22 protein-coding genes are annotated in these 21613 nt (G+C 56.5%); 18 read left to right on the top strand and 4 right to left on the bottom strand.

What is annotated here, in order from left to right:
* The first annotated feature begins 200 nt into the window (after positions 1 to 200).
* The 8 genes from DSCA_RS13065 (at position 201) to DSCA_RS13035 (ending at position 7709) form a co-directional block, all read left to right on the top strand.
* A complete protein-coding gene (locus DSCA_RS13065) occupies positions 201 to 989 on the top strand; it encodes a DODA-type extradiol aromatic ring-opening family dioxygenase (RefSeq protein WP_155316849.1) in 789 nt (262 codons plus the stop codon).
* A 483-nt stretch (positions 990 to 1472) separates the two neighbouring features.
* On the top strand, positions 1473 to 2276 hold the full coding sequence (locus DSCA_RS32275; protein WP_197904782.1) for a DUF1295 domain-containing protein: 804 nt from the start codon (positions 1473 to 1475) through the stop codon (positions 2274 to 2276).
* Positions 2239 to 3069, top strand: a complete 831-nt coding sequence (locus tag DSCA_RS13055; protein ID WP_155316848.1) for an alpha/beta fold hydrolase — start codon at positions 2239 to 2241, stop codon at positions 3067 to 3069. Before DSCA_RS32275 ends, DSCA_RS13055 begins: the two co-directional genes overlap by 38 nt.
* Before the next feature lie 232 nt (positions 3070 to 3301).
* Positions 3302 to 4306: a hypothetical protein gene (locus DSCA_RS13050; protein WP_155316847.1), complete on the top strand. Its 1005-nt coding sequence runs from the start codon at positions 3302 to 3304 to the stop codon at positions 4304 to 4306.
* A 31-nt stretch (positions 4307 to 4337) separates the two neighbouring features.
* Positions 4338 to 5267, top strand: coding sequence for a hypothetical protein (locus tag DSCA_RS13045; protein ID WP_155316846.1), 930 nt, complete (start codon positions 4338 to 4340; stop codon positions 5265 to 5267).
* A 366-nt stretch (positions 5268 to 5633) separates the two neighbouring features.
* Complete coding sequence (locus tag DSCA_RS32930; protein WP_269434659.1) at positions 5634 to 5759, top strand: hypothetical protein; 126 nt, start codon at positions 5634 to 5636, stop codon at positions 5757 to 5759.
* A gap of 117 nt (positions 5760 to 5876) precedes the next feature.
* Positions 5877 to 6884 (top strand): DUF3089 domain-containing protein, encoded by a 1008-nt coding sequence (locus DSCA_RS13040; protein WP_155316845.1) that lies wholly within the window; start codon positions 5877 to 5879, stop codon positions 6882 to 6884.
* An 87-nt stretch (positions 6885 to 6971) separates the two neighbouring features.
* Positions 6972 to 7709, top strand: coding sequence for a transporter substrate-binding domain-containing protein (locus DSCA_RS13035; protein WP_155316844.1), 738 nt, complete (start codon positions 6972 to 6974; stop codon positions 7707 to 7709).
* 228 nt (positions 7710 to 7937) lie between these two features.
* On the opposite strand, the gene DSCA_RS13030 is transcribed toward DSCA_RS13035, so the two are convergent.
* Positions 7938 to 8792 carry a glycosyltransferase family 2 protein gene (locus tag DSCA_RS13030; RefSeq protein ID WP_155316843.1) on the bottom strand — a complete coding sequence of 285 codons (855 nt, stop codon included), beginning with the start codon at positions 8790 to 8792 and terminating at the stop codon, positions 7938 to 7940.
* Positions 8793 to 9198: 406 nt separating this feature from the next.
* Between DSCA_RS13030 and DSCA_RS13025 the strand changes: the two genes are divergently transcribed.
* The 8 genes from DSCA_RS13025 to DSCA_RS12990 all read left to right on the top strand — a co-directional run bounded on the left by DSCA_RS13025 (position 9199) and on the right by DSCA_RS12990 (position 16612).
* A complete protein-coding gene (locus DSCA_RS13025; RefSeq protein ID WP_155316842.1) occupies positions 9199 to 10170 on the top strand; it encodes a TAXI family TRAP transporter solute-binding subunit in 972 nt (323 codons plus the stop codon).
* 192 nt (positions 10171 to 10362) lie between these two features.
* The gene (locus DSCA_RS13020) at positions 10363 to 12438 is read left to right on the top strand and encodes a TRAP transporter permease (RefSeq protein ID WP_155316841.1); all 2076 of its coding nucleotides are present in this window, start codon (positions 10363 to 10365) and stop codon (positions 12436 to 12438) included.
* Between the two features lie 79 nt (positions 12439 to 12517).
* Positions 12518 to 13012, top strand: a complete 495-nt coding sequence (locus DSCA_RS13015) for a universal stress protein (RefSeq protein WP_155316840.1) — start codon at positions 12518 to 12520, stop codon at positions 13010 to 13012.
* Between the two features lie 108 nt (positions 13013 to 13120).
* Entirely contained in the window at positions 13121 to 13606 is a 486-nt protein-coding gene (locus DSCA_RS13010; RefSeq protein WP_155316839.1) for an Lcl domain-containing protein, read from the top strand.
* 83 nt (positions 13607 to 13689) lie between these two features.
* Positions 13690 to 15297: an AlbA family DNA-binding domain-containing protein gene (locus DSCA_RS13005; RefSeq protein WP_155316838.1), complete on the top strand. Its 1608-nt coding sequence runs from the start codon at positions 13690 to 13692 to the stop codon at positions 15295 to 15297.
* 53 nt (positions 15298 to 15350) lie between these two features.
* Positions 15351 to 15839, top strand: coding sequence for a hypothetical protein (locus tag DSCA_RS13000; RefSeq protein WP_155316837.1), 489 nt, complete (start codon positions 15351 to 15353; stop codon positions 15837 to 15839).
* A 189-nt stretch (positions 15840 to 16028) separates the two neighbouring features.
* Positions 16029 to 16271 carry a hypothetical protein gene (locus DSCA_RS12995; protein ID WP_231716472.1) on the top strand — a complete coding sequence of 81 codons (243 nt, stop codon included), beginning with the start codon at positions 16029 to 16031 and terminating at the stop codon, positions 16269 to 16271.
* 101 nt (positions 16272 to 16372) lie between these two features.
* A complete protein-coding gene (locus DSCA_RS12990; protein ID WP_155316836.1) occupies positions 16373 to 16612 on the top strand; it encodes a hypothetical protein in 240 nt (79 codons plus the stop codon).
* Between the two features lie 52 nt (positions 16613 to 16664).
* Here the strand turns inward: DSCA_RS12990 and DSCA_RS12985 are convergent, their stop codons facing one another.
* From DSCA_RS12985 to DSCA_RS12975, 3 genes are all read right to left on the bottom strand, one after another.
* On the bottom strand, positions 16665 to 17210 hold the full coding sequence (locus DSCA_RS12985; protein WP_155316835.1) for a hypothetical protein: 546 nt from the start codon (positions 17208 to 17210) through the stop codon (positions 16665 to 16667).
* 25 nt (positions 17211 to 17235) lie between these two features.
* Complete coding sequence (locus tag DSCA_RS12980) at positions 17236 to 18315, bottom strand: MBL fold metallo-hydrolase (RefSeq protein WP_167527753.1); 1080 nt, start codon at positions 18313 to 18315, stop codon at positions 17236 to 17238.
* A 175-nt stretch (positions 18316 to 18490) separates the two neighbouring features.
* Positions 18491 to 19246, bottom strand: a complete 756-nt coding sequence (locus tag DSCA_RS12975; protein WP_155316833.1) for a cysteine peptidase family C39 domain-containing protein — start codon at positions 19244 to 19246, stop codon at positions 18491 to 18493.
* Positions 19247 to 19366: 120 nt separating this feature from the next.
* Here DSCA_RS12975 and DSCA_RS12970 point away from each other — a divergent pair, with 120 nt between their 5' ends.
* Positions 19367 to 19537, top strand: coding sequence for a hypothetical protein (locus tag DSCA_RS12970; protein WP_155316832.1), 171 nt, complete (start codon positions 19367 to 19369; stop codon positions 19535 to 19537).
* Between the two features lie 32 nt (positions 19538 to 19569).
* On the top strand, positions 19570 to 21606 hold the full coding sequence (locus tag DSCA_RS12965) for a LysM peptidoglycan-binding domain-containing protein (protein WP_155316831.1): 2037 nt from the start codon (positions 19570 to 19572) through the stop codon (positions 21604 to 21606).
* The last annotated feature ends 7 nt before the right edge of the window (positions 21607 to 21613 follow it).

The raw sequence follows: 21613 nt of genomic DNA, 5'->3' as shown, positions 1-21613 counted from the left end.
TCCAGCTGTCCGGCATGACACCACCTTGCCTGTTAGCCTGCCAGATTAAGAACAATGCTTTTGCAGCCGGGCGCAGACAGCCGCGGCCGCTGAAAAGCGACGCTGGAAGGCCCCCCATGCAAAGAAAATGTTAACTTTGAAGGATTAGCAGATTTGGGATGGAGTCTTAGCGCAATATAACGATCCGTTAAGGATATCATATGAAACCCCAAGTGATCTATTTCTCTCATGGCGGCGGGCCGTTACCATTGCTTGAGGACCCGGGCCACAAAGCGATGGTTGCCTTCATGAGCCGGCTTCCGGCGCAGCTGCGAAGGCCGGATGCAATTTTGGTCATCAGCGCTCATTGGGAAGCGCATGTCGCGACACTGACGGGTGCCCCAAATCCGACTTTGTTATATGATTATTATGGCTTTCCAGATGAAGCCTACGAAATCACCTATCCGGCGCCTGGCAGTCCTGCACTGGCGGAGCGAATCGTCAGGTTGCTGAACCGGAACCAGATAAAGGCGGGTGTCGATTCTAAGCGCGGTTTTGACCATGGCCTGTTTATCCCGTTGAAGTTGATGTATCCGGCGGCCGATATTCCTGCGATTCAAATGTCGCTGTTGCGTGGCTTAAATCCAGCCAGGCATCTTGCTCTTGGCAGGGCATTGCGCGAATTGCTGACTGAGAATATCCTTATTGTCGGCTCTGGCTTTTCGTTCCATAACATGCGTGCTTTTGCCCGGGACGCTAACAACGTATCCGATAGGGCCAATGATGACTTTCAAAATTGGTTGATTGATGTCTGCACCGGCACCATGTCCCGGGCTGAGCGGGAACAACGCCTGAGTGAATGGAAGAAGGCGCCTTCCGCACGTTACTGTCACCCGCGGGAGGAACATTTACTGCCACTCCACGTTTGTGTCGGAATGGTGGATAAGCCCGGCAATATCATTTTTGACGATTTTATCCTGGGCAAACGCGGCGTCGCATTTTCATGGTAAGCACAAACCTCCGGGTTTAAAACGTCCTTCCAACCTCGCAATTTGCTCGGACGGATGCTCCTCAGCCGCAACCTGCCGGCCGGTAAGTTTGATGAACCCGTAAAAAGTCCCCTGTCGTGTCATTCCCGCGGCGGAAATCTATAACCATATGATAACACTGGATCCCCGCCTTCGCGGGGACGACAGTAAAAAGGGAATTACGACTTTATACGGGACCGGTAAGTTTGGTGTTCGCGCAAAACCTATTTTTTAAAGGTAAAAATGATATTCATAGACAAATATGATAGTTCATATTTGAACAAATCTGTTTTTAGCGGCTGCATTTTCATTACCCTTATAGCCGCTCTGTTGGTGATGTTTTCCGACTGTGCAACAACAGACAGGTGGTTGGGGCATCACCCGTTGACCGGTGACTTTGTGAGACGTATACTCATGGCATCCTGCCTGTCGATCTACTTCGTGCGACTCCAGGTTACTGTCTGGGTGTTCCAGAAGCGCAAATGGTCGTGGCCGGAAACCATAACCATCACGGTGCTGATGTCATTGGTTGTTTATGCTTTTGCCAAGGTAGGAGGAAACAACAAACTGGTTGTCGGCGTTATCGAGGTCATTGGTATTCTGCTTTATCTGGCAGGCTCCTATATCAATACGCATTCTGAATACTCCAGGCATGTCTGGAAATTAAAGGCGGAAAACAGGGGACGGCTTTACACAGAGGGATCATTTAGTTTGGCAATGCATATCAATTATTTCGGAGATATCGTTCTCTTTACCGGGCTTGCTTTGACGACTCGCAGCCTCAGCATGTTGACGATACCATTGATCATGTCTGTGAATTTCATCTTTTATATCATTCCGTCTCTCGATAGATATCTTGAGAGGAAGTATGGAGACGAATTCAGAGATTACGCCAAGAAAACAAAAAAAAATGATAATGGTGCTGCTTTTTTATACCCCATGCCTATGGTTATCGTCGGCTCTGTTGTTGAGGGAAAATCTAATTTCATGGCTGTTGGATGGGTTTCAAGGGTCAATTTCAAACCGCCTTTATTTGCCATCGCATTAGGTCCGCACCACACCAATAAAGGCATAGACGAAAACCGGGAGTTCAGCATTAATATTCCCGATGTTTCATTAATGGAAAAAACGGACTATTGCGGACTGGTTTCAGGCAAACAAACGGATAAATCAGAACTGTTCAATCGTTTGCCGCTGACGTTTGCGTTATTGGAAAACAGGAGTTTTATAAATGACGGAATGGACGCTGCCCGAAGCCTATATTTTTAATGGACGGACGGTACGTTATGGAATACGTGGGGATGGCCCACCAGTGGTCGTGATTCACGGCACCCCATGGTCTTCATTCAACTTACGCCATCTCATTGAGCCGTTATCGTCATATTTCACCGTACATTATTATGACCTCATTGGTTACGGTCAATCGGATAAATCTCCCGGCGATGTTTCACTGGGCATCCAGAACCTGATATTGGATGCGCTTCTGGATCACTGGGGCCTCATGAATCCTGCTGTCATCGGCCATGACTTCGGTGGTACGACGGTTCTTCGAACGCATCTCCTCAGTGGACGTGATTTCGAAAAAATCGTACTTATCGATCCAGTGGCGATTTCTCCCTGGGGCTCGCCTTTCTTCCAGCATGTCAATGCGCACGAGGCTGCTTTTGCGGGCGTTCCAGACTATATCCATGAGGCCATCGTTCGTGCTTACGTTAAAACAGCAGCCTTTAAGCCCATGGATGACGCGACACTGGATAGGATTGTTCGTCCGTGGACGGAGCCTGGCGGAAAGGCGGCTTTTTATCGGCAAATTTCGCAGGCAAATTCGAGATACACGGATGAGATGCAACCTCTGTACAGCCGGGTTTCCAGCCCTGTTTTGATCCTTTGGGGACGTGAGGATACATGGATGCCAGTAGAAAAAGGCCAGGCTTTACACGGCATGATTCCGGACTCATTCTTTCATGTCATTCCCGATGCCGGTCATTTGGTGATCGAAGAGCAGCCCGATCAGCTTATTGAAAGGATACGACCTTTTCTTCAGAATGCACCTGTTCCATGACCATGGTGATCGGGGACGTCGTTGACCGGTTGTACAAATAATACCCGATTCGTCTGGGAAAACCTGATTTTCAATTTTTACCCTGTCAGCAACGACCCTATTGGTCGGGTTCCTCAGCACAGTTGATGTCAACTGTGGAGACCTGGCCACGAGGACGTTTTTTCGTATTGCAGTACAGAGGACGGCTATCAGAACCAATCGGTGACGGCATGCAAACCCGGGAGGATGCGCCATGAAACAAAGAGGACACACCTGGATAGCGATCCGGGCCGTTGGTCTCGTCCAGGATGACCCGAAGACCCAGGGACTGGCGGAGATTCTTGCCCCATGGGTCCGGCACGCATACATCGGATGCTGGCTGCCCGATATGCCCAAGTTCAAAAAAGGGCACGGCATCATCGGCAACCATACGTTCAAGAACACCCCCTACTTCGGACCAAATGCGTCCCGCTTCGTGGTGGACAAGGCAACGCTGCTTGCGGCTTTAGACGGGAATCTGGCCCTGCATAACGCCGTGGCCAGGGACATAACGCTGGAACCCGACTGGTGGGATCGCTCCTTCAAGGCCGACCAGAAGGCGGGGCAGCATCTCCCGAACTGCCTTTCATCACTGTTCGACACCATTGCCGATATGCTCCTGCTGGGTGACGAGGAACTCGATGGCCTCGTGCCGGGATCTACAGGGTATTACGGCCCGTACCTCGACGAAAAGTGCACCATCAGCAAAGAACAGGTATCAACGTTCTTCTTCATGATGAGCCATTACATCGCGGATTGCTTTATGCCCTGCCATGCGGACAAGCGGGTACTCGCGGCGTACGTCAAGGACCAGCCCGACATGCACAGACGATGGGAGAGCCACTGGGAGAGGGAAGTCGGAACGTATTTCAAAAAGCAGAACCTGAGGGATTGTCAAGACACACCGGCCCGGATTATTGCCAGAGCCAAGACACTGGACACGAAATTTGGACTTTCGTTCCACAACCCGTTGACATGGCCGGGTGACGACAGGGATATCTGGGAGACGGCGGTCCTCTGGTGCCGGGGGGCGTTCGCTTTTAACTCGATGATCTTTCCCGAAGACGACTTCCCGTATGATGGGGATGAAAAGCCGGTGTTTGACACCTACTTCACTGACGGGGACGAACTGGCCAGGATTGACCGTGTCGTTCTGCAAAGCGCCGTATACGCCACGGCCTCTACCTGGAAGCGCATCTGGAGGAAGTTCAAGCAATAGGCAGGAGCGTTGCAGGAAGGCGGGTACCTGGATGGATTCTCCACTGGCCCGGGTTATCTTGACCGTATTGGGGGGATACGTCCTCATTCTGGTCTTTATGATCGTCTACGACTGGATAAAAGAGGAATATCCGAGACCTCCTACCCGATCGCCCAGCACGGAGCGCGTCCGGCATCCCTTTCATCATTTACAGGCGGTCGATGCGGTGCAGCGATTTTCCAGCCTGCCCAGACCGGAAAGGGATGCCATTAAAGAAAACCTGGAATCCAGTCTGATTCCCATGCAGCAGTGGCTGACCGATATTGATCAATCCGATTACCAGATAATGTGCATTGGCGAGTATCATGAAGAATCTACCCGGCAATTTCTTGCCGAAGAATTCTTCGCAACGGTCAGTGCTGATGTGCTGCTGATGGAGGCGACCCCAAAAGAGCTGCAAAAACTTCTCAAACGGATGAACGCTGGCAGGCCCTATTTCCCGTTGCTGGATGCCGATATTATGAATGTTTTCCGAACCGTCAGGGCCATCAACCCGGATATCAAGATCTGCGGGATTGAAGAGACCGACAGCCAGCAAAAGCAACAGCGTGGTATTTCGGGATCGCGCGAGAAATCACTTGCCCGTAACTTCTGGGACGCGTTCCAACCGGGGATGCGTCACATTATCCTGCTGGGTGCCTTACATTGCAGGAACGAACCGAATTGGCTTTTCGATAATCTTTGCGCACAGGCCCCTTACCCCCTGACAGAGCGGATGTTAAACGCTCAAGTCCTGGGAGAACATCAAGATGGCGCGCTGGAAGCCTTTGTGTTTTTTTTAGACGAGATTGGCGTCGAGAGACAACACTTTGTCATTCCCGATACCAGTAACCTGCATCCCCGTATCTACGTGTTGTTTCAGCTGTTGAGCCGCCAGACCCTGGAAAAGTACCGGGCACTGATCGTTTTCCGCAAATTTTAGAAGCTTCAGGGACGTTGGTTACAAATTGTACATAAGGCCGCAATCCGTCTGGCAAACCGGAATTCCAAGTTTGTAAAATTAGTAAACTACGTCCCCTTTTTATATGATCTTTTTTCGCCTCAGTTATTTCTAAAGTTTTAACAAAACCAGCCCATAATGTAATCAGCCCATTGCCCAAAGACGAAAGGCAGAGCAATACCCGATGCCGATCAAGTATACATGACCCAATTGCCATGTTTAGTTCCGGGGCAAAAACAATTCTTTTTAATTTTTGAGAGGAAAATAAGTTCAGGAAACCATGGATCAGCGTGGCGATGGACCCAACTCCAGGCAAGCACCGACGGCACGACATATACAACCGTTGCCATGAATGCTGCTGTAAAAGATTACGATGCCTGCGGTTATGACGCTTCGCCGTATGGCGGCGAACGGACCATCGACACTTCCGGGTGGGTGAACATCGGGGCCGACCTGAGCGCTTATGCGGGCTAATCGACTGTTTTTTTCGATGGTGCTTCGAAGTGATTTCGTTGTCAGATACCATGGTGTTTTTATAGACGATATAAAGATCACGGAGTAAACAACATCCCCATCTGTCCTGGAGCATTTATGAAAAATCGCAAGTTGCTGATCTTTTTTTCGTTGACAGCGTTTATCCGCATCGCCTTTTTGAATCCCTGTCAGGCGATGCCGCCGCTGGACCTCCATACCGTTCCGGTCGCCCCGGATTATGCCCTGCAGGAATCCTGGCTGGCAAAGCCCACGGCACCCACGGCACCCGTAGATGTCTTTTTTGTCTACCCGACGGTCCTGTTCAACGATACGGACTGGATCATGGATACGGCCAGGCCGGACATGCGCGCCGCGGCTCAAATCACGATCGACACCCAGGCCGCGGTCTTTGAGGGACAGGCCAACGTATACGTACCCATGTACCGCCAGATGAACATCGCCGGGTTGGGCCTGAGCGACGCCGACGCCGCTCCTTTGCATGAGATCATTCACAGTGATGTCTGGCGCGCCCTGACCCACTACCTGAAACACGAAAACAGGGGGCGTCCTTTTTTTCTGGCCGGCCACAGCCAGGGCAGCATGATCCTGACGGATCTCATGCTCGAGCATTGGGGCACCACCGGTGCGGAAGCGCAACTCATCGCAGCCCTCCTTCCGGGCTGGTCGCTGACGTCTGCAGACCTCGCCGCCCACCCGGCAGTGCGCATGTGCGGCCGGTCAGACCAGACCGGATGCGTCATCTCGTACAATAGCGTGGCAGACGGCAGACAGTCTGCTGCGCCGACCCTCAAGTCCGGCGCCCTGGCGGTCAACCCCCTCTCCTGGTCCATGGACGGGGCCTTCGTGCCCGCAGAAAAAAACCTCGGATCGGTCTTCTTCGACGCTGACGGCAAGGCCAAAACATACCCGTATTTCACGTCGGCCCGGATCGTGGCCGGCGGCCTGGTTGTCCGGCCTGAAAATGTGGACCTGTTAGCGGTAGAAGGCGGCCATTTTCCTGAAGGCGTCTATCATGCATTCGACTATTCGCTATTCTTCTTGAATCTCAAAGCCAACATTGCGGAGCGCATCGAGGCATTCCGGTTAAAGTCGAGCACTTTTTAGGGCCGTTGTATACGAAAAAATGTGATAGAAGAATTTTTTGTATAAGGCGTAAGATTAAGAAAATAAATGAATAGGAGATTATTTACTATGTCGAAAAAAATTTTAATGATTGCTTTGACCTTGCTCGTGCTGGTGCCCAAGGCATTTTCTCAAACAGTTATCACCGTAGCCTCTGACACCACATGGCCCCCAATGGAGTATCTCAACAAAGAGAAGGCCATCATAGGCTTTACCCCTGATTTACTGGCTGCCATGGAAAAAGTGAGTGATATTAAATTTGACATCCGGACCACTGTTTGGGATGACATTTTTGAAGGTCTTTATGCCAGTAAATATGACATGATTTCATCTTCTCTTTCCATTACGGATGCCCGTAAGAAGACTATGCGTTTTAGTGATCCGTATTTTGAAGTTAAACAAGGAATCCTCGCCAAAAAAACGTCGAAAATAAAATTGGAAGCGGACTTAAAAGGAAAAAAAATTGGTGCTCAGGTCGGTACTACAGGATTTTTGATGATACAAAAGATTGAAGGTGTGATCCTGCAGTCATACGACGAGATTGGCCTTGCTGTGGAAGATTTATATAACGGACGTACTGATGCCGTTGTCTGTGATGATGCTGTTGCAGCAAATTACCCGCTTACAAACGAACAGTATTCCAAGGATTTGACACTGGCCTTTTTACTGAAGTCAGATAAACCGGAATATTTAGGTTTTGCTTTCAAAAAAGGACAATCTCAGGACAAAATAAAAATGGTGAACGATGCCCTGAACACAGTAATTGAATCCGGTGAATACAATAAAATTTATGAAAGATGGTTTTAATCTCATTGAATTCAGTTCTTAGCCGCATTCGGCGCTAGGAATGGAGTTATTTTTTAAAAGATACCCCGCTGCTTGCGGCGGGGTTATCCATTTCAATCGGTAAACAACGACCCTTATTTCCTTTCCCGCGGTCAAAATGAGGGGTGGGTCATCTCGGGCGAGTCGACCCTTCGCAGGAACATCCTGAATTCTCTGTTTTCAATCATTCAGCCCGTCGCCGGCTTTATTTCACCCGCAGTGATTTTCCTGTTGTCTGTATTTTTCTGCCAGCCGATCATAATACTGTCCGTCATCCATCCGGCCCCGCTTGCGGCAGCCCTGGGCATAGATGGCGCACTTGGTTTTCAGCACGGCGGCCGCCGCTTCCCGCTGGTCCGGGGAGAGGCAGCCGCTGTCCAACAGCCGGGCGATGGATCGGATCCGGTACTTGTCCAGTTCGGGCATTCGGGAGAGCTGATCGTCGTGGCCGCCGTGCTTGACGATCAACGGCCGGTCGATCAGGTGGATGGGATGGCGCCAGGCGATGCGCAGCCACAGGTCGTAGTCCTCGCAGGCGGGCAGGCGTTCGTCGAAAAGACCCACCTCGTCCAGCAGGCGCCGCCGCATCATCACCGCCGACGGGCTCACCAGGCAAAGGGCCAGGCTTGGCTCGAAGATCATGCCCGTCTGCTTGCGGTGGCGTTTGCCCGGGTTGACCCGCACGCCGTTGCGGATCCAGATCTCTTCAGTCTGGCAGATCAGGGCGTCGGGATGTTCTCTGAAAAACGCCACCTGGGCCGTTACTTTTCCCGGCAGCCAGACGTCGTCCGAGTCCAGCAGGGCGATCAGGTCGCCGCCCGCCGCCCGGATGCCGGTGTTTCTGGCCGCGCTGACCCCGCCGTTGGCCTGCCGGATCACGCGCAGGCGATCGCCATAGGCCGACAGCAATTGGGCGGTATTGTCGGTGGAGCCGTCATCCACCACGATCAGCTCCAGCGGCCCGAAATCCTGATCGAGGACCGAATCGATGGCATCGGTGAGCGTCCATCCCCGGTTCCAGGTGGGCAGGATAACGCTGACGGTGGGTGGGGGCGCATGGTTCATCGGCCCACCATACTGATCCTTCAGCGGTTGTGCAAGGCCTCCCAGCGGGTTTTATACGGGCCTTCAGGTCGGGCCGGTTCCGGTTGACAGCGGTATCCTTTTGTTTTAGTCTTGATGCGTTATCCAGCCTTGAGAAATACCTTTACGGGAATTTTTAATTCCAAAGGGTGGATCGGTTGAACATCAGGCGGAATAGGTATTCCGGCCTCTTTTCTCAAATCCCGATTGTTTGGCGACTTTAAAAATCCGATGCTTTGCGTCGATCAAGATTGTCGGTATGTCCATCATTGGCATCCACCCCTGAAGAACCCGCTTGAGGTTCTGGAGAAAGCAGGGGGCGTGCTCGTGAAACCCGGCCGATAGCGGCCTATTTTTTTACCGGTAACATCAACAGGAGGAGGATTTAATGAAGAAAGTATCTCTATTGGCATTGTTCGTCGCGCTCGCATTCGTTTTCGGCATGGTTCCGGCGGACGTCCAGGCAAAAACCACATTTGTGACCATCGGAACCGGCGGCATCACCGGTGTATACTATCCCACCGGCGGTGCGATTGCCAAAATGGTCAATGCCAAACGCAAGCAGTACGGTATCCGGGCGACCGTCGAATCCACCGGCGGTTCGGTATTCAACGTCAATGCCGTCATGTCCGGCGACCTGGAATTCGGCGTGGTCCAGTCCGACCGGCAGTTCCAGGCCATGAAGGGCATGGCCGAATGGGACGGCAAGCCCCAGAAGGATCTGCGGGCGGTTTTCAGCATCCATCCCGAGTCGGTGACCCTGGCGGCCACCGTGGACTCCGGCATCATGGACATCAAGGACCTGAAGGGCAAACGCGTCAATATCGGCAACCCGGGATCCGGGCAGCGCCAGAACTCGATTGACGCCCTCGAAGCCAACGGCATCGACTGGGAAAAGGATCTCAAGGCCGAACAGGTCAAGGCCGCCGAAGCGCCCGGACTGCTGCAGGACGGCCGCATCGATGCGTTTTTTTACACCGTGGGCCATCCCTCCGGCGCTTTCAAGGAAGCCACTGCAGGGGCCACCAAAGTCCGCTTCGTGTCCATTTCCACCGTGGATAAACTGATTGCCAAGTATCCCTACTACGCCAAATCCTTCGTTCCCGTGGCCCAGTATCCGGGTGCCCAGAATGATAAGGACGTCCCCACCTTTGGTGTGAAAGCCACCTTCGTGACCTCTGCCAAAGTCTCTGACGATGTGGTCTACGCCATCACCAAAGAGGTGTTCGACAATTTCGACAAGTTCAAGAAACTGCATCCGGCCTACGCCGTCCTGACCAAGGAAGGCATGCTGGAAGGCCTTTCCGCGCCGATTCATGACGGTGCCATGAAATATTTCAAGGAAGTCGGGCTCAAATAGGCGTCGACTGAACAGGTAATCTGCGGGCCGGCGGCCGGTTTTACCGGTCGACGGCCGCGGCAGGCATCTGCCGGATTCCGGAGTGCGTTTTATCCGATGGCCCTTTTCATGTCGGGTTGCCGTCGGACCCTGCGAATGGATGGCGGATGGGCATGAGGGGAAACCTTTCTCAGATGATGGTGGGTGATACCGATGACTGACAAGACATTGACCGAGCAGGATGACGGGCTGGAGATCGCCAGGCGCATGGCGGAAGAAGAAGAGGGCGTGGGGCGGCGGCCCGCCGGATGGCCCAAATGGGTGATTCCTGTCGTTGCCGTCTGCTGGAGCCTGTTCCAGCTTTCCATCGCCAGCTGGCTGATCATCGATTCCACCTTCATCCGTTCCATCCACCTGGGCTTCGCCCTGCTGATCGTCTACCTGAACTACCCGCTGTTCAAGAAACCCAAATTCGGCATCGACTACTTTTCGGCAACTGACCGGATTCCGCTTCTCGATTTTGCCATCGGCATCATTGCCGCCGTTTCGGCATTGTATATCGCCCTGGATTATGACGGACTCATCACCCGCTACGGCGCCCCGATCCTCCGGGACCTGATCATGGGGGCCGTTCTGGTGATCCTGCTGCTGGAAGCCGCCCGGCGCGTCATCGGCCCGGCCCTGCCCATCATTGCCATGCTCTTCTGCTGCTACGCCTTCTTCGGACCCTACATGCCCGATCTGATCGCCTTCAAGGGGGTTTCGCTGAACCGGTTCATGGGGCAGATGACCATGTCCACGGAGGGCATTTACGGCATCCCGCTGGATGTGTCGGCCACGATCGTATTTCTCTTCGTCCTCTTCGGATCCATGCTGGACAAGGCGGGCGCCGGACGCTATTTCATCCAGCTGGCCCTGAGCCTGCTGGGCGGATTCAAGGGCGGGCCGGCCAAAGCCGCCATCATGGGCAGCGGCCTCACCGGCCTGGTTTCCGGCTCGAGTATCGCCAATATCGTCACCACGGGCACCTTTACCATCCCGCTGATGAAGAAGGTGGGCTATCCGGGCACCAAGGCCGCCGCCGTGGAAGTGGCCGCCAGCACGGACGGCCAGCTGGCCCCGCCCATCATGGGCGCCGCTGCCTTCATCATTGCCGAGTATGTCAATGTCCCCTATGTGGAAGTGATCAAGGCCGCCGCCGTACCGGCCTTTGCCTCCTATGCGGCCCTGTTCTACATCACCCACATCGAAGCCTCCAAGCTGGGGCTGCGGGGCATGTCCCGGGCCGAACTGCCCGCCTTCTTCAAAACCCTGATCAGCGGCACCCACTACCTGGTGCCCATTCTGATGCTGCTCTACGAGCTGATCGTCGTGCGTCACTCGCCGGAACTGGCCGCCTTCAACGCCATCTGGGTGATGGCCATCATCATGCTGCTGCAGCACCCGGTCAAAGCCCATCTGGCTAACGAACCCCTGGGGCCGGCCTTCAAGCAGGGCATCGTCGACATCTTCTCGGCGCTGGCATCGGGGGCCCGCAACATGGTTTCCGTCGCGCTGGCCACGGCCGCCGCCGGTATCATCGTTGGCGTGGTGGCCCTGGGGCTGGGCCAGTTGATCACCGCCATTATCGATACCCTTTCCGGCGGCAATATCTTTCTGATGCTGGTGATCACCGCCATCACCAGTCTGATCATCGGAATGGGGCTGCCCACCACGGCCACCTATATCGTCATGGCCTCGCTGACGGCGCCGGCCATCGTGGAGATCGGCGGTTTCAACGATTTCATCGTGCCGCTGATGTCAGCCCACCTGTTCTGTTTCTACTTCGGTATCCTGGCAGACGACACCCCGCCGGTGGGCCTGGCGGCCTATGCCGCGGCGGCGATTGCCAAATCGCCTCCCATTGCGACGGGGATCCAGGGCTTCATGTACGACATCCGAACGGCCATCCTGCCATTCATGTTCATTTTCAACAGCGACCTGATCCTTCACAATGTCAACAGCTGGGCACAGGGGATCCTGATTTTCGTTATGGCCTGCTTCGGCAATTTCGCCTTTGCCTCGGCCACCCAGGGATGGTTCGTCGCCCGGAACAAAGTCTGGGAGATTCCCATATTCCTCTGCGTGACCCTGTCGCTGATGCGCCCCGATCTGATCTCCTCCCTGCTGGGCATTCCCCACGATCAGCGATACTGGACCTACGCTATCGGTATGGCCATTTTCGGCCTGCTTTATCTGCTGCAGCGGCCGCGGATGCCCAGACAGAATACTGCTGCGGCGGTGGCCTGACGCAGGAAAATGCCCCACTAACGGGATCGCCCCCCCAGGAACCCGGGAGGTGCGATTTTCGCAACCGGAGGAAGCCGAGATGGAAAAAGTCAAAAAAGTTATGGTGGCGATCGCCTTTTCCGAGTATGCCCAAGGAACATTTAATTTCGCCGCCCAATTTGCACGGGGTGTCGATGCCGAACTGATCGTCGCCAATGTGATCAATTCACGCGATGTGGCCTCGGTGGAAACGATATCGGCCATGGGTTATGACGTGGACGGCAGTCATTATACGCAGAAGGTCAAGGAGGAACGCCGCCAGCTGCTTGACGACATCATCGCCGCTGCCGGTTATCCCCGGGAAAACGTCCGCACGATTTTCAGGATTGGCAACCCCATCGATGAACTGCTGAAGCTGATCCTGTCGGAAAACATCGATGTGATCGTCATGGGGCCCAAAGGCCGCACCGATCTGGAGCATATTCTGGTCGGTTCCGTGGCCGAGAAGATTTTCAGACGGTCGCCGGCGACGATTATTTCCTACCGTGGTGAAAAGGTGGCCGAACGGCTGAAAAAGAGGATCAAGCACATTTAGACATGATTTGGGGCCGCGAGCGAGGTCACTTGATCGTATACCGGGTTTGATCGCCCTTCCGTCTTCCCCGGTGTTTCGACGAAACGTATCCGCAAAAAGGAGGAGACCATGGTCAGACGCGCCTTATTGTCCACTATCGCCGTCCTGATCTGGCTGGCATTGACGATCGGCGGGGCCGCCCATGCCGGAGACCGCTTTACGGACAATGGCGACGGCACCGTGACGGACCACGAAATGGGGTTGATGTGGGCCAAAACCGACAATCACGGCGACATCAACTGGCATCAGGCGGAAAAGTGGATTCGCTACACCTTTCCCTACACCCTGCCGACGATGCATGATGACTGGCGTCTGCCGACGCTGGCGGAACTGCAGAGTCTGGTGCTCAAGGGAAAGGGATATGAAGCCGCATGCGGCCAATGGGTGAAGATTGTTCCGGTCATCCAACTGAGTTGCGGCTGGGTCTGGAGCGCTGAAACCGGCAGACTGGGGCCCACGGCAACCGTATTCAACTTCGACAACGTCTATTTTTACTCGGTCCGGAAAGTTCACCAGCGTGCCTATCGCGCCCTGCCGGTGAGAACCCTCGATTAGCCGGGTATGTCCATCCGCCGCTTCGAACACCCGTTTCAGCGACGACCTGCTGCCCCCGTTTCCTCCGATGAAAGAACCTATCCATGACGGCCCGTTCAAGCAGACCTGCCCGTGCACGCCGCTTTCGAAACCTGATCGTATTCCAGGTGGTTTCTCTGGTCATGATTCTGGCCATCGCCGGCATCGCCCTGTACCGGGACCGGCAGAATCGTGACGCCGTTGCGGCGGCCCAGATATCCCGTCTGGCCGAGCAGATGGCCTCCCGGATCGACCGGTTTTTCAATCCGGTCGGCGAGGACCTGCTCCTGGTCCGCCAATGGTCCCTGAACGGAACGCTGACCCTCTCCGAACCGGACTTACTGGCTGCCAAATTTTCACCATTGCTGCGGAACCATCCGCAGATTTTTGGTTTTTTTCTATGGGAGCAGGGCCGGCTGTCCTTTGTGTTGGTGCGGGATGGCGAGGGGCTGCTCATGGGCCACACGCGGAGCGAATCCAGCAAGGACGGCTGGGTGTGGGGGGGGCGAGACGCCGACGGCAAGATGACGGACCAATGGTCGGAGGCCCTCCGGGACCCGGCCGGGCTTTCGGATGACTGGCGACGCGCCCCGGAATTGAAGGGTCAGGGATCGATCGTCTGGAGCCCCGCCCGATCGTTTCCCCCGGCGGGGATGAGCGGCCTTTCCGCCGCCACCGCATGGCAAAAGGAGCACATCGGCCACGTGGCCGCCGCCGGCGTGTTGAATACCCAGATCGCCCAGCTGCTTGACGACATCCGCGCCGGCAGTTCGTATCGATTTTTTCTCTTCAGCCGCAGCGGGGTTTTCATCGATTTCCAGAATCCCTCGGCACCTGTTTCGCCCGACTCCGGAGCCGGGGAACCTGGTTCCGCCCCGCAGGACCCCATTCTGGCCGCTGCCGGCCAGGCCTGGCGGCAAGGGGGTGAAATCGACGTGCCGTTTGGATTCGATGTTGCCGGAGAGCCTCAATACGGGTTGATTCACGGCCTTCAGGGAAGCCGCCAGCAGGCCGGTGTCGGTGTCATCGCCTCCAGGACGGACCTGCTGCGGCATCTGCCCTTGAACCGCTTTTTCTTTGTGCCGGCGGGCCTGGGATTGCTCTGGTGTCTTCTGTTGGCCGCGGCTCTGCGCATGGGCCGGCCGGAACGCCCCGGCCGCGGGAAAAAGCCGCTGCAGGCCATGACGGCCGCGGAGTTGATCGCGTTGATCGAACAGGGCGAGACCGACACCCTTGAGTTCAAGTCCACCCTGCGCTGGAACCTGAGATCGGGAAAGGCCGGCAAAGAGATCGAACTGGCCTGCCTGAAAACCGTGGCGGCCTTCATGAACACCGATGGGGGCACACTGCTGGTGGGTGTGGCCGACAACGGCACGATTCATGGTATTGCCGCGGACAATTTTCCCAACGACGATAAATACCTGCGTCATTTCTCGGCCATCTTCGAGCAGCACATCGGGTTGAATTTTACGGAATTTATAGAATTTGCGCTACTGCCCGCAGCGGGGGTGTCGGTTTTTGCAGTACGCTGCCGGCGATCTCCCCGGCCGGTATTTATCACCAACAAAAAAGATGAGATGTTTTTTATTCGCTCCGGACCGTCCAGCCGGCAGTTGACCACCAGCCAGACCCTCGCCTACCTCGAAGAGCGGGGACAGCGGGAAAAAGGATAGGCACTGCCACAAACCGGCGGGCGGAATGCATCCCAATCCCAAGGGGCACCCTTATGAAACCTGTGACCGGACACTTTTGGACGTACCTGTTCCTTATCCTGGCCATCACCGGGGTGACGGGGTGCACCGGCACTTACGGCCGCGTGCAGTCGAGCAAAGATATCAGCGAGGTGTTCGAGCGACATGAGGTGCTGGCGAACCATTCCTATTACGCTACCGGTCCCGAGGCCCGGCCGACAGCGGTTCTGGCCATCGACCGGGCTTACACCCTGAAGCCGGGTCTCTGGCGATCCGTGGACATGACCCCGGCGCTGCTGGAGCGGCTGGTTGATGCCATGACCGATCAGCTGGGCTTTACCCCCGCCACCCTGGGCGGGGTGATCACCGACCCGGCGGGCCAGCGGGCCGGGGTGTGGTATTCCCTCTACAGCCGGACCACCATCCGGTTCGAACCCGGTAACGTGATCATTGTCAGCCTTCCCGGGCCGGACAGGGATCCTTTTCGCATGAATCGAAACCGCCGGCCCGGGTCGCGGCGCTGACCCTTTTTTCAAGCCGGTGCTGTCTGTATCTGTTTAAGAGCGGCCAACCTTTCAGGGTCCCCGGAAAGACCGAATGATCGGCAGCACAGGCCGGCGCATGCTGGGGAACCACGGTGCGCCGGTTTGCATTTGCCGGGATGATGAATACCTTCTGATAAACTGAACCCGCTGAAAAGAAAGGAAATGGCAATGAACGAGATGAATGCCTGCAAGCCTAAAATCATCATGGACCTTGAATCCCTCAACACGACCAACGCCCAGGGATGCCCGGCCTGCGGCCATAAGTTCAACCTTGGCGACACCGCGGTGCTGGCCTGCGGCGCCTGGGGTGCCGGACCGCGGTACATTCACGAAAACGAGGCCGTTTTGGACAAGGAAACCGCCCGTTATTTCGAGCGCGGATATTTCGCAAGCCTGAAGGCCGGTGCCTGAAGGTCCATGCGGCGGTTCTCACCATGCCCGGCCCGAACGCCTGCCTTGCCAAATCCTGGCGGGTTGCGGCTTTACCCTGATGTGCCCGGAGGAGGTTAGCAATGAAGGGAGAATCCGGTGATGGGAAAAAGAAACGGACCCGAGTCCGATCCTCCGTAGCCGTTTCATCGCAAACCGTGTGTACGGATGAGGCCTGCATCGGGAAAATGGCCGCCGTCCCCTCGCCAACGGGTCCTGATCCCGCAGCGGTCGCTGAAAAAGAAAAAAACAAACCCGTTTCTGCCATGTCCTTCGGCGGGAAGCAGGGCTGCGTCGACGAGGCCTGTATCGGGAAAACATGATCCGGATGGTGCGTAAGGCGGGTGAAACCCTGCGCCTGTTTCGGCCTGCCCGCTACTCCACGATCTTCCAGTACCCCTCCTGCTCGACGACCGCCATCTGGGATTCAGGCACCCATATCCGGTCTTCGAAATCCTGTTCAAACCGCCAGTGGTCACCCATCCATATTTTTTTGATGCCATAATCCCAGTAGCCGGGTTCCGTGCGCGTGCCCATCACCGGAGGCACCCACACACGCTCGGGTTCGGACGGCGGCGGTGCCGGCGTCTGGGGCGCCGGCTGGTTCACGATGATGATCGGCTGAACTTCCCGCACCACGGTTGTGCCGCCGGACCATCCGTACCGGGGACGATCTTTCCCCGGGTGTCCATGGCCGGGTTTGTCGCCCGGGTATATCGGATGGACGGGCTTTCCCGGACGGCCATTATCCATCGGCAGTTGCTTCGGCATCTTCAGCCGGGCGACCACATCCCGGGTGGTGGGGTATGCCGGCCCGCTGCCGACAGGCGTCACCGACGACTGGTGGTCGCGAAACGCCGGCAGGTCCATCGGACCGGCGAAAACAAACAGAACGGAGAGCCACGCTATTTTTTTCATCATTCTTCTCCCTTCTCGCCTGCTCCTGTCAGAAGAAATGGGTCTGCCCATGTCCCAGGTCGATCCACCGGGATAAAAGTCCTTGCTGTCCAAGGGCTTTTTCCAGATCCGCTGGAGGGAAATGAACCGGTTCGTCGCCCAGCTGAAAGGTTCCCCAGTGGGCGATCATCAACTGCCGGGCCCCCACTTCCTGAAAGGCCCGCACCGTCTCCGCCGGGTTCATGTGGCTGGGTGCCATGAACCATCGCGGCGCATAGGCGCCCATGTTGAAAATGGCCAGGTCGATGTCGTAATCGTCGGCCAGCTGCTCGAATCCATCGAAGTAGGCGCTGTCCCCGGAAATGTAGATGGTCGGCCCGCCGGCGGTTTTGATCAGGTAGCCGCCCCACAGGGAGCGGTTGGGGCCGACGATGGGGTTGCGCATGGTCCAGTGGTTGGCGGGCAGCAGGGTGACCTCCCTGGCCCCGTCGCTGTAATGCTCGTACCAGTCCAGTCGCGTTCGGCGGGTCATGCCCAGCGCGTTGAATTCATTGTCGTATCCCAACGGGCTGATGACATGGGTGCCCGGATCGAGCGCGCCCAGGGAGGGCGCGTCCAGATGGTCGTAATGGCCGTGGGTGATCAGCACATGGTCCGGCCGCGGCATGTCATCCAGGTTGAACGCCCGGGGCGAATAATCCCTGATAAACCAGAAAATGTCGTCGAACACCGGATCGACCAGCAGGATTCGGTCCCCATCCTTGATCAGCAGGGTCGAATGTTTGATGAAGGTGACCGACACGCCCCGGTGAGCCCTGATCGGGTCCCAATCGATGGCAACGGGCGAAATCGGCTGGTCGTCAAGATAATCCGCATAGGCATTTTTATTGAACAGCTTCCAGGAGAGCACCTGCCAGAATCGTCTGTTGCGTGATATTCCCATGGGGTTCAAAAAGGCGTCCGACCCGTGATGCAGCTTTCGCAGTGCCATTTCCCGCAGGCTGTCGCCGTTCAGCGGATGATAGTGAAGCGTCGCCGCAGGGCCTTCGGTGCTCGCGGCGGCCGGCACCACCCGTGGCAGGAACTGAGACATGAGCGCCACCTTGAATGCTGTCGAGAGCTTGCCCATGAAGCGTCTCCTGGAAATCGGGTCCCGGGAATTCAGATTATTCATGACTGTTTTGAATGCCGCTGTCTCCCTAATTGTCAAAAGTAAAAATTAACCATGATTGCCGATCGATGCAAGTTTGCTTCGGTCGGAGGGGCCTCCGATGGACACCGGCCGCCGCCCGTGGCGGGTGTGCCTACTGAATTTCAATGTAGACATACCCGCCGCTGCCGTACCCGAACGCGTCGAACACATGGTGGTAATCACTGGACAAGCCTTTGTAGAACCTGTCGAAGCACACCTCGTAGGGCTTTTCCTGTTCGGGATCCACATCGAGCAGGGTGACCCGGCCGGTCTCTTCATCGTAAGCCCCGACCGGCGATATGTGGGGGATATTCAGGGTGGGAACCAGGGTGCCCTGGTCAAAATGGGCGATGATCAGGCCCTTGCCATGGCGGTCAAAGCGCCGCAAACGTTTTTTCAGCGTTGCCCGGAGGGCCGGTTCCCGGGAGGTGGTTCTGGGCGTCCGGACGATGTCCACGCGATGACCGTCCAGCTCGTAGGCCGCGAGACTGTCCCTGACCACCCGGCCCAGGAGCGGCAGCGGCAGCCCGCGCCGCCCGCGATACCCACCGTCGCTCATCCGCGCTTTCCAGTGACCGGTGGTCACCCGGTCGAGGATGTCGGCTTGATCAATCGGGCGGGGGGTGCCGTTTTTCAAAAACCGGAGGGCATTGATGCACGCGACCACGGTGGCCACGGAACACGAGGATTCATGGAACTGTTTGACATGGTATTTCCAGATGGCCTGTTTCAGCGGGTTCCACCGGGAACCATCAGGGGGGCAGATGGTGTTGGCCCGCTGGCGCCCAAACGGACCGGTGCCGGTTATTCGATGAATGCCGTAGCGGGTGTACAGATAGGGGTAGATCAGGCTTCTCAGCAGTTTCATTTTCTAAACCTTCAGCCATAAAACCGATTTCAGAATATGATCACTTTCTGGATGGTTTCAAGCCTTTTCGACCCGTGGCGGACGAGAGTCCCGGCCGGTCGTCGGCAGGGCCTTGCAAACGTGGCGCCGGTCATCGATTTTTGTCAATTTTCTGTCGGATTCGGGCCGTTTTTCCCGGTCGGGCGGTACCTGGAAAAAACCGGTTTTGCCGTTAACGCCCTGCTGCTGGGCGTTCGTGGCCAATTGAATGACCATGGTATCGAAATTGCTTTAATTTGGTACTATTACTGACCCAATCCGACCGGTAAAGAGGAACCGCCGCCATGACTCACAAGCGTGTAACGATATGGATCGTCATTGTTTCAGCCCTGCTGGGCGTGTTCATTTCATCCGGCCATGCCGCCGGCGAACCGTTTCCCCAGTACGAGGTTATCGAACCCAATGTCTCTTTTTGGATAAAGATATACTCCGAATATTCAACCCGACAGGCCGTCGTCCACGACAGTCTCCGCCTGGATGTGGTATACAGGGTGATTGACCTTGAACCCGCCGGGCAGCGGGGTGCCCGAAAAATCAATCGAGAGCGGATGAAGACGGCCAGTCGCAGATATGCGGCCATCCTGAATCGCCTGGCCGACGATCCGCTGACCAAAGACGCCGATTGCCGGCGGGTGGCGGCACTGTTCGGCCCGCAGGCAACTGCAGGCACATTCCGCCATGCCCGTTCCCGGGTGCGCTGCCAGATCGGTCAGCGGGACCGCTTCCGGGACGGGCTGGCTCGATCCGGGGCTTACATAGACCGGATGCGGGCCATCCTGAAGGCCAACGGCGTGCCCGGGGATCTGGCCTACCTGCCCCATGTGGAGTCCTCCTTCAATACCCACGCAACCAGCAAATTCGGTGCTGCCGGGATGTGGCAGTTCACCCGGTCCACGGGCAAACGATTCATGACGGTGGATTATGTGCTCGACGAGCGGCGCGACCCCATTACCGCCACCCATTCGGCAGCGCGGCTGCTCAAGGAAAATTACGACCGGCTGGGCAGCTGGCCGCTGGCCGTCACGGCCTACAATCATGGCGCCGCCGGCATGCAGCGGGCCAAGGCCGCCCACGGCGGTTATCCCGAAATTTTCACCGCCTACAAAGGGCGAACCTTCAAGTTCGCATCGAGGAACTTCTACTCCGAGTTTCTGGCCGCCCGCCGGGTGGCATCCGACTACCGGTCTTATTTCGGGGACCTGGCCCTGGCGGCCCCCCTGCCGTCAAGGTCGGTGAGCCTTGATGGATACGCTGCGCTGGCGGACCTTTGCCGCCATTTTCAGGTGTCCCCCGAGGTTGTCCGGGGCATGAACCCGGCCCTTCGGCCCCCGGTTTTCAGCGGGCAGAAGTACATCCCCAGGGGATACGTTCTGAACCTGCCCGGCCGCAATGAATCCGGCGGTGCGCACCTGGCGGAAATCCCTGCCGATATGCTCAAAAAGCGCCAGAAGCCCAGCCGATTCTATACGGTTCAGCGGGGGGACACGGCCGGCAAAATTGCCCGCATGCACCAGGTGAAACTGGACGACCTGATCCTCGCCAACGGTCTGGACCGGCGGGCGACGGTCTATGCCAGGCAGACCCTCCGCATTCCTCAGACGGGTCAGTCGGCCCGAATGCCTGCGGCCACCATGCGCCCGGCGCCGAAGGAACCAAGGGGGCGGGCGGCGGCTGCAGTCAGCACCAACCCGCCTTTTGTGGCCCCGTCGGATCTTCCCGTGGAAAGCCACCTGGCCCGATACCGGCGGTCGGGGCCGGCTCCTGCCGACCTGCTGGCCATGGATGATCACATCCCCGAAGCGGCCTTGAACGATTGGATGCACCGCGGTACGGTGGCACCGCCTGGCGGCATTGACACGAATGTCGATTTTTACAGGATTTCCCGCGTCAAGCAACAGGCGGTGGGGATCGTGCGGGTGGAGGTCGAGGAGACCCTCGGCCATTACGCCGAATGGGCCGGTGTCAGTGCCTCACGGATTCGTCGCCTCAACCGGTTGCCCTTCGGGAGGGCGCTGCACCTCAACCAGCAAATCAAAATCCCGCTGGGGATTGTCACCGCCCGGGATTTCGAAGCCCGGCGCCACGAGTTTCACAAACGGATGCAGGAAGATTTCTACGCGGCCTACCAGGTCGGCGAACTCCAGCGATACCGGGTCCAGCCGGGGGACAGCTACTGGACCCTCTGCCGTGAAAAATTCGATTTGCCGCTCTGGCTGCTCAGGCGCTACAATACCGGGGTGAACCTGGCCGCGCTGAAAATTCACCAGCCGCTGACGATTCCCGCTGTCGAGCGGGTTGCCGAAGCCGGCCCGGATGCCTGAACAGCGG

The sequence above is a fragment of the Desulfosarcina alkanivorans genome, from assembly GCF_009688945.1.
GTDB lineage: Bacteria > Desulfobacterota > Desulfobacteria > Desulfobacterales > Desulfosarcinaceae > Desulfosarcina > Desulfosarcina alkanivorans.
The sequence above is the reverse complement of the archived record's forward strand: the minus strand, read 5'-3'. Positions and strand labels throughout refer to the sequence as shown.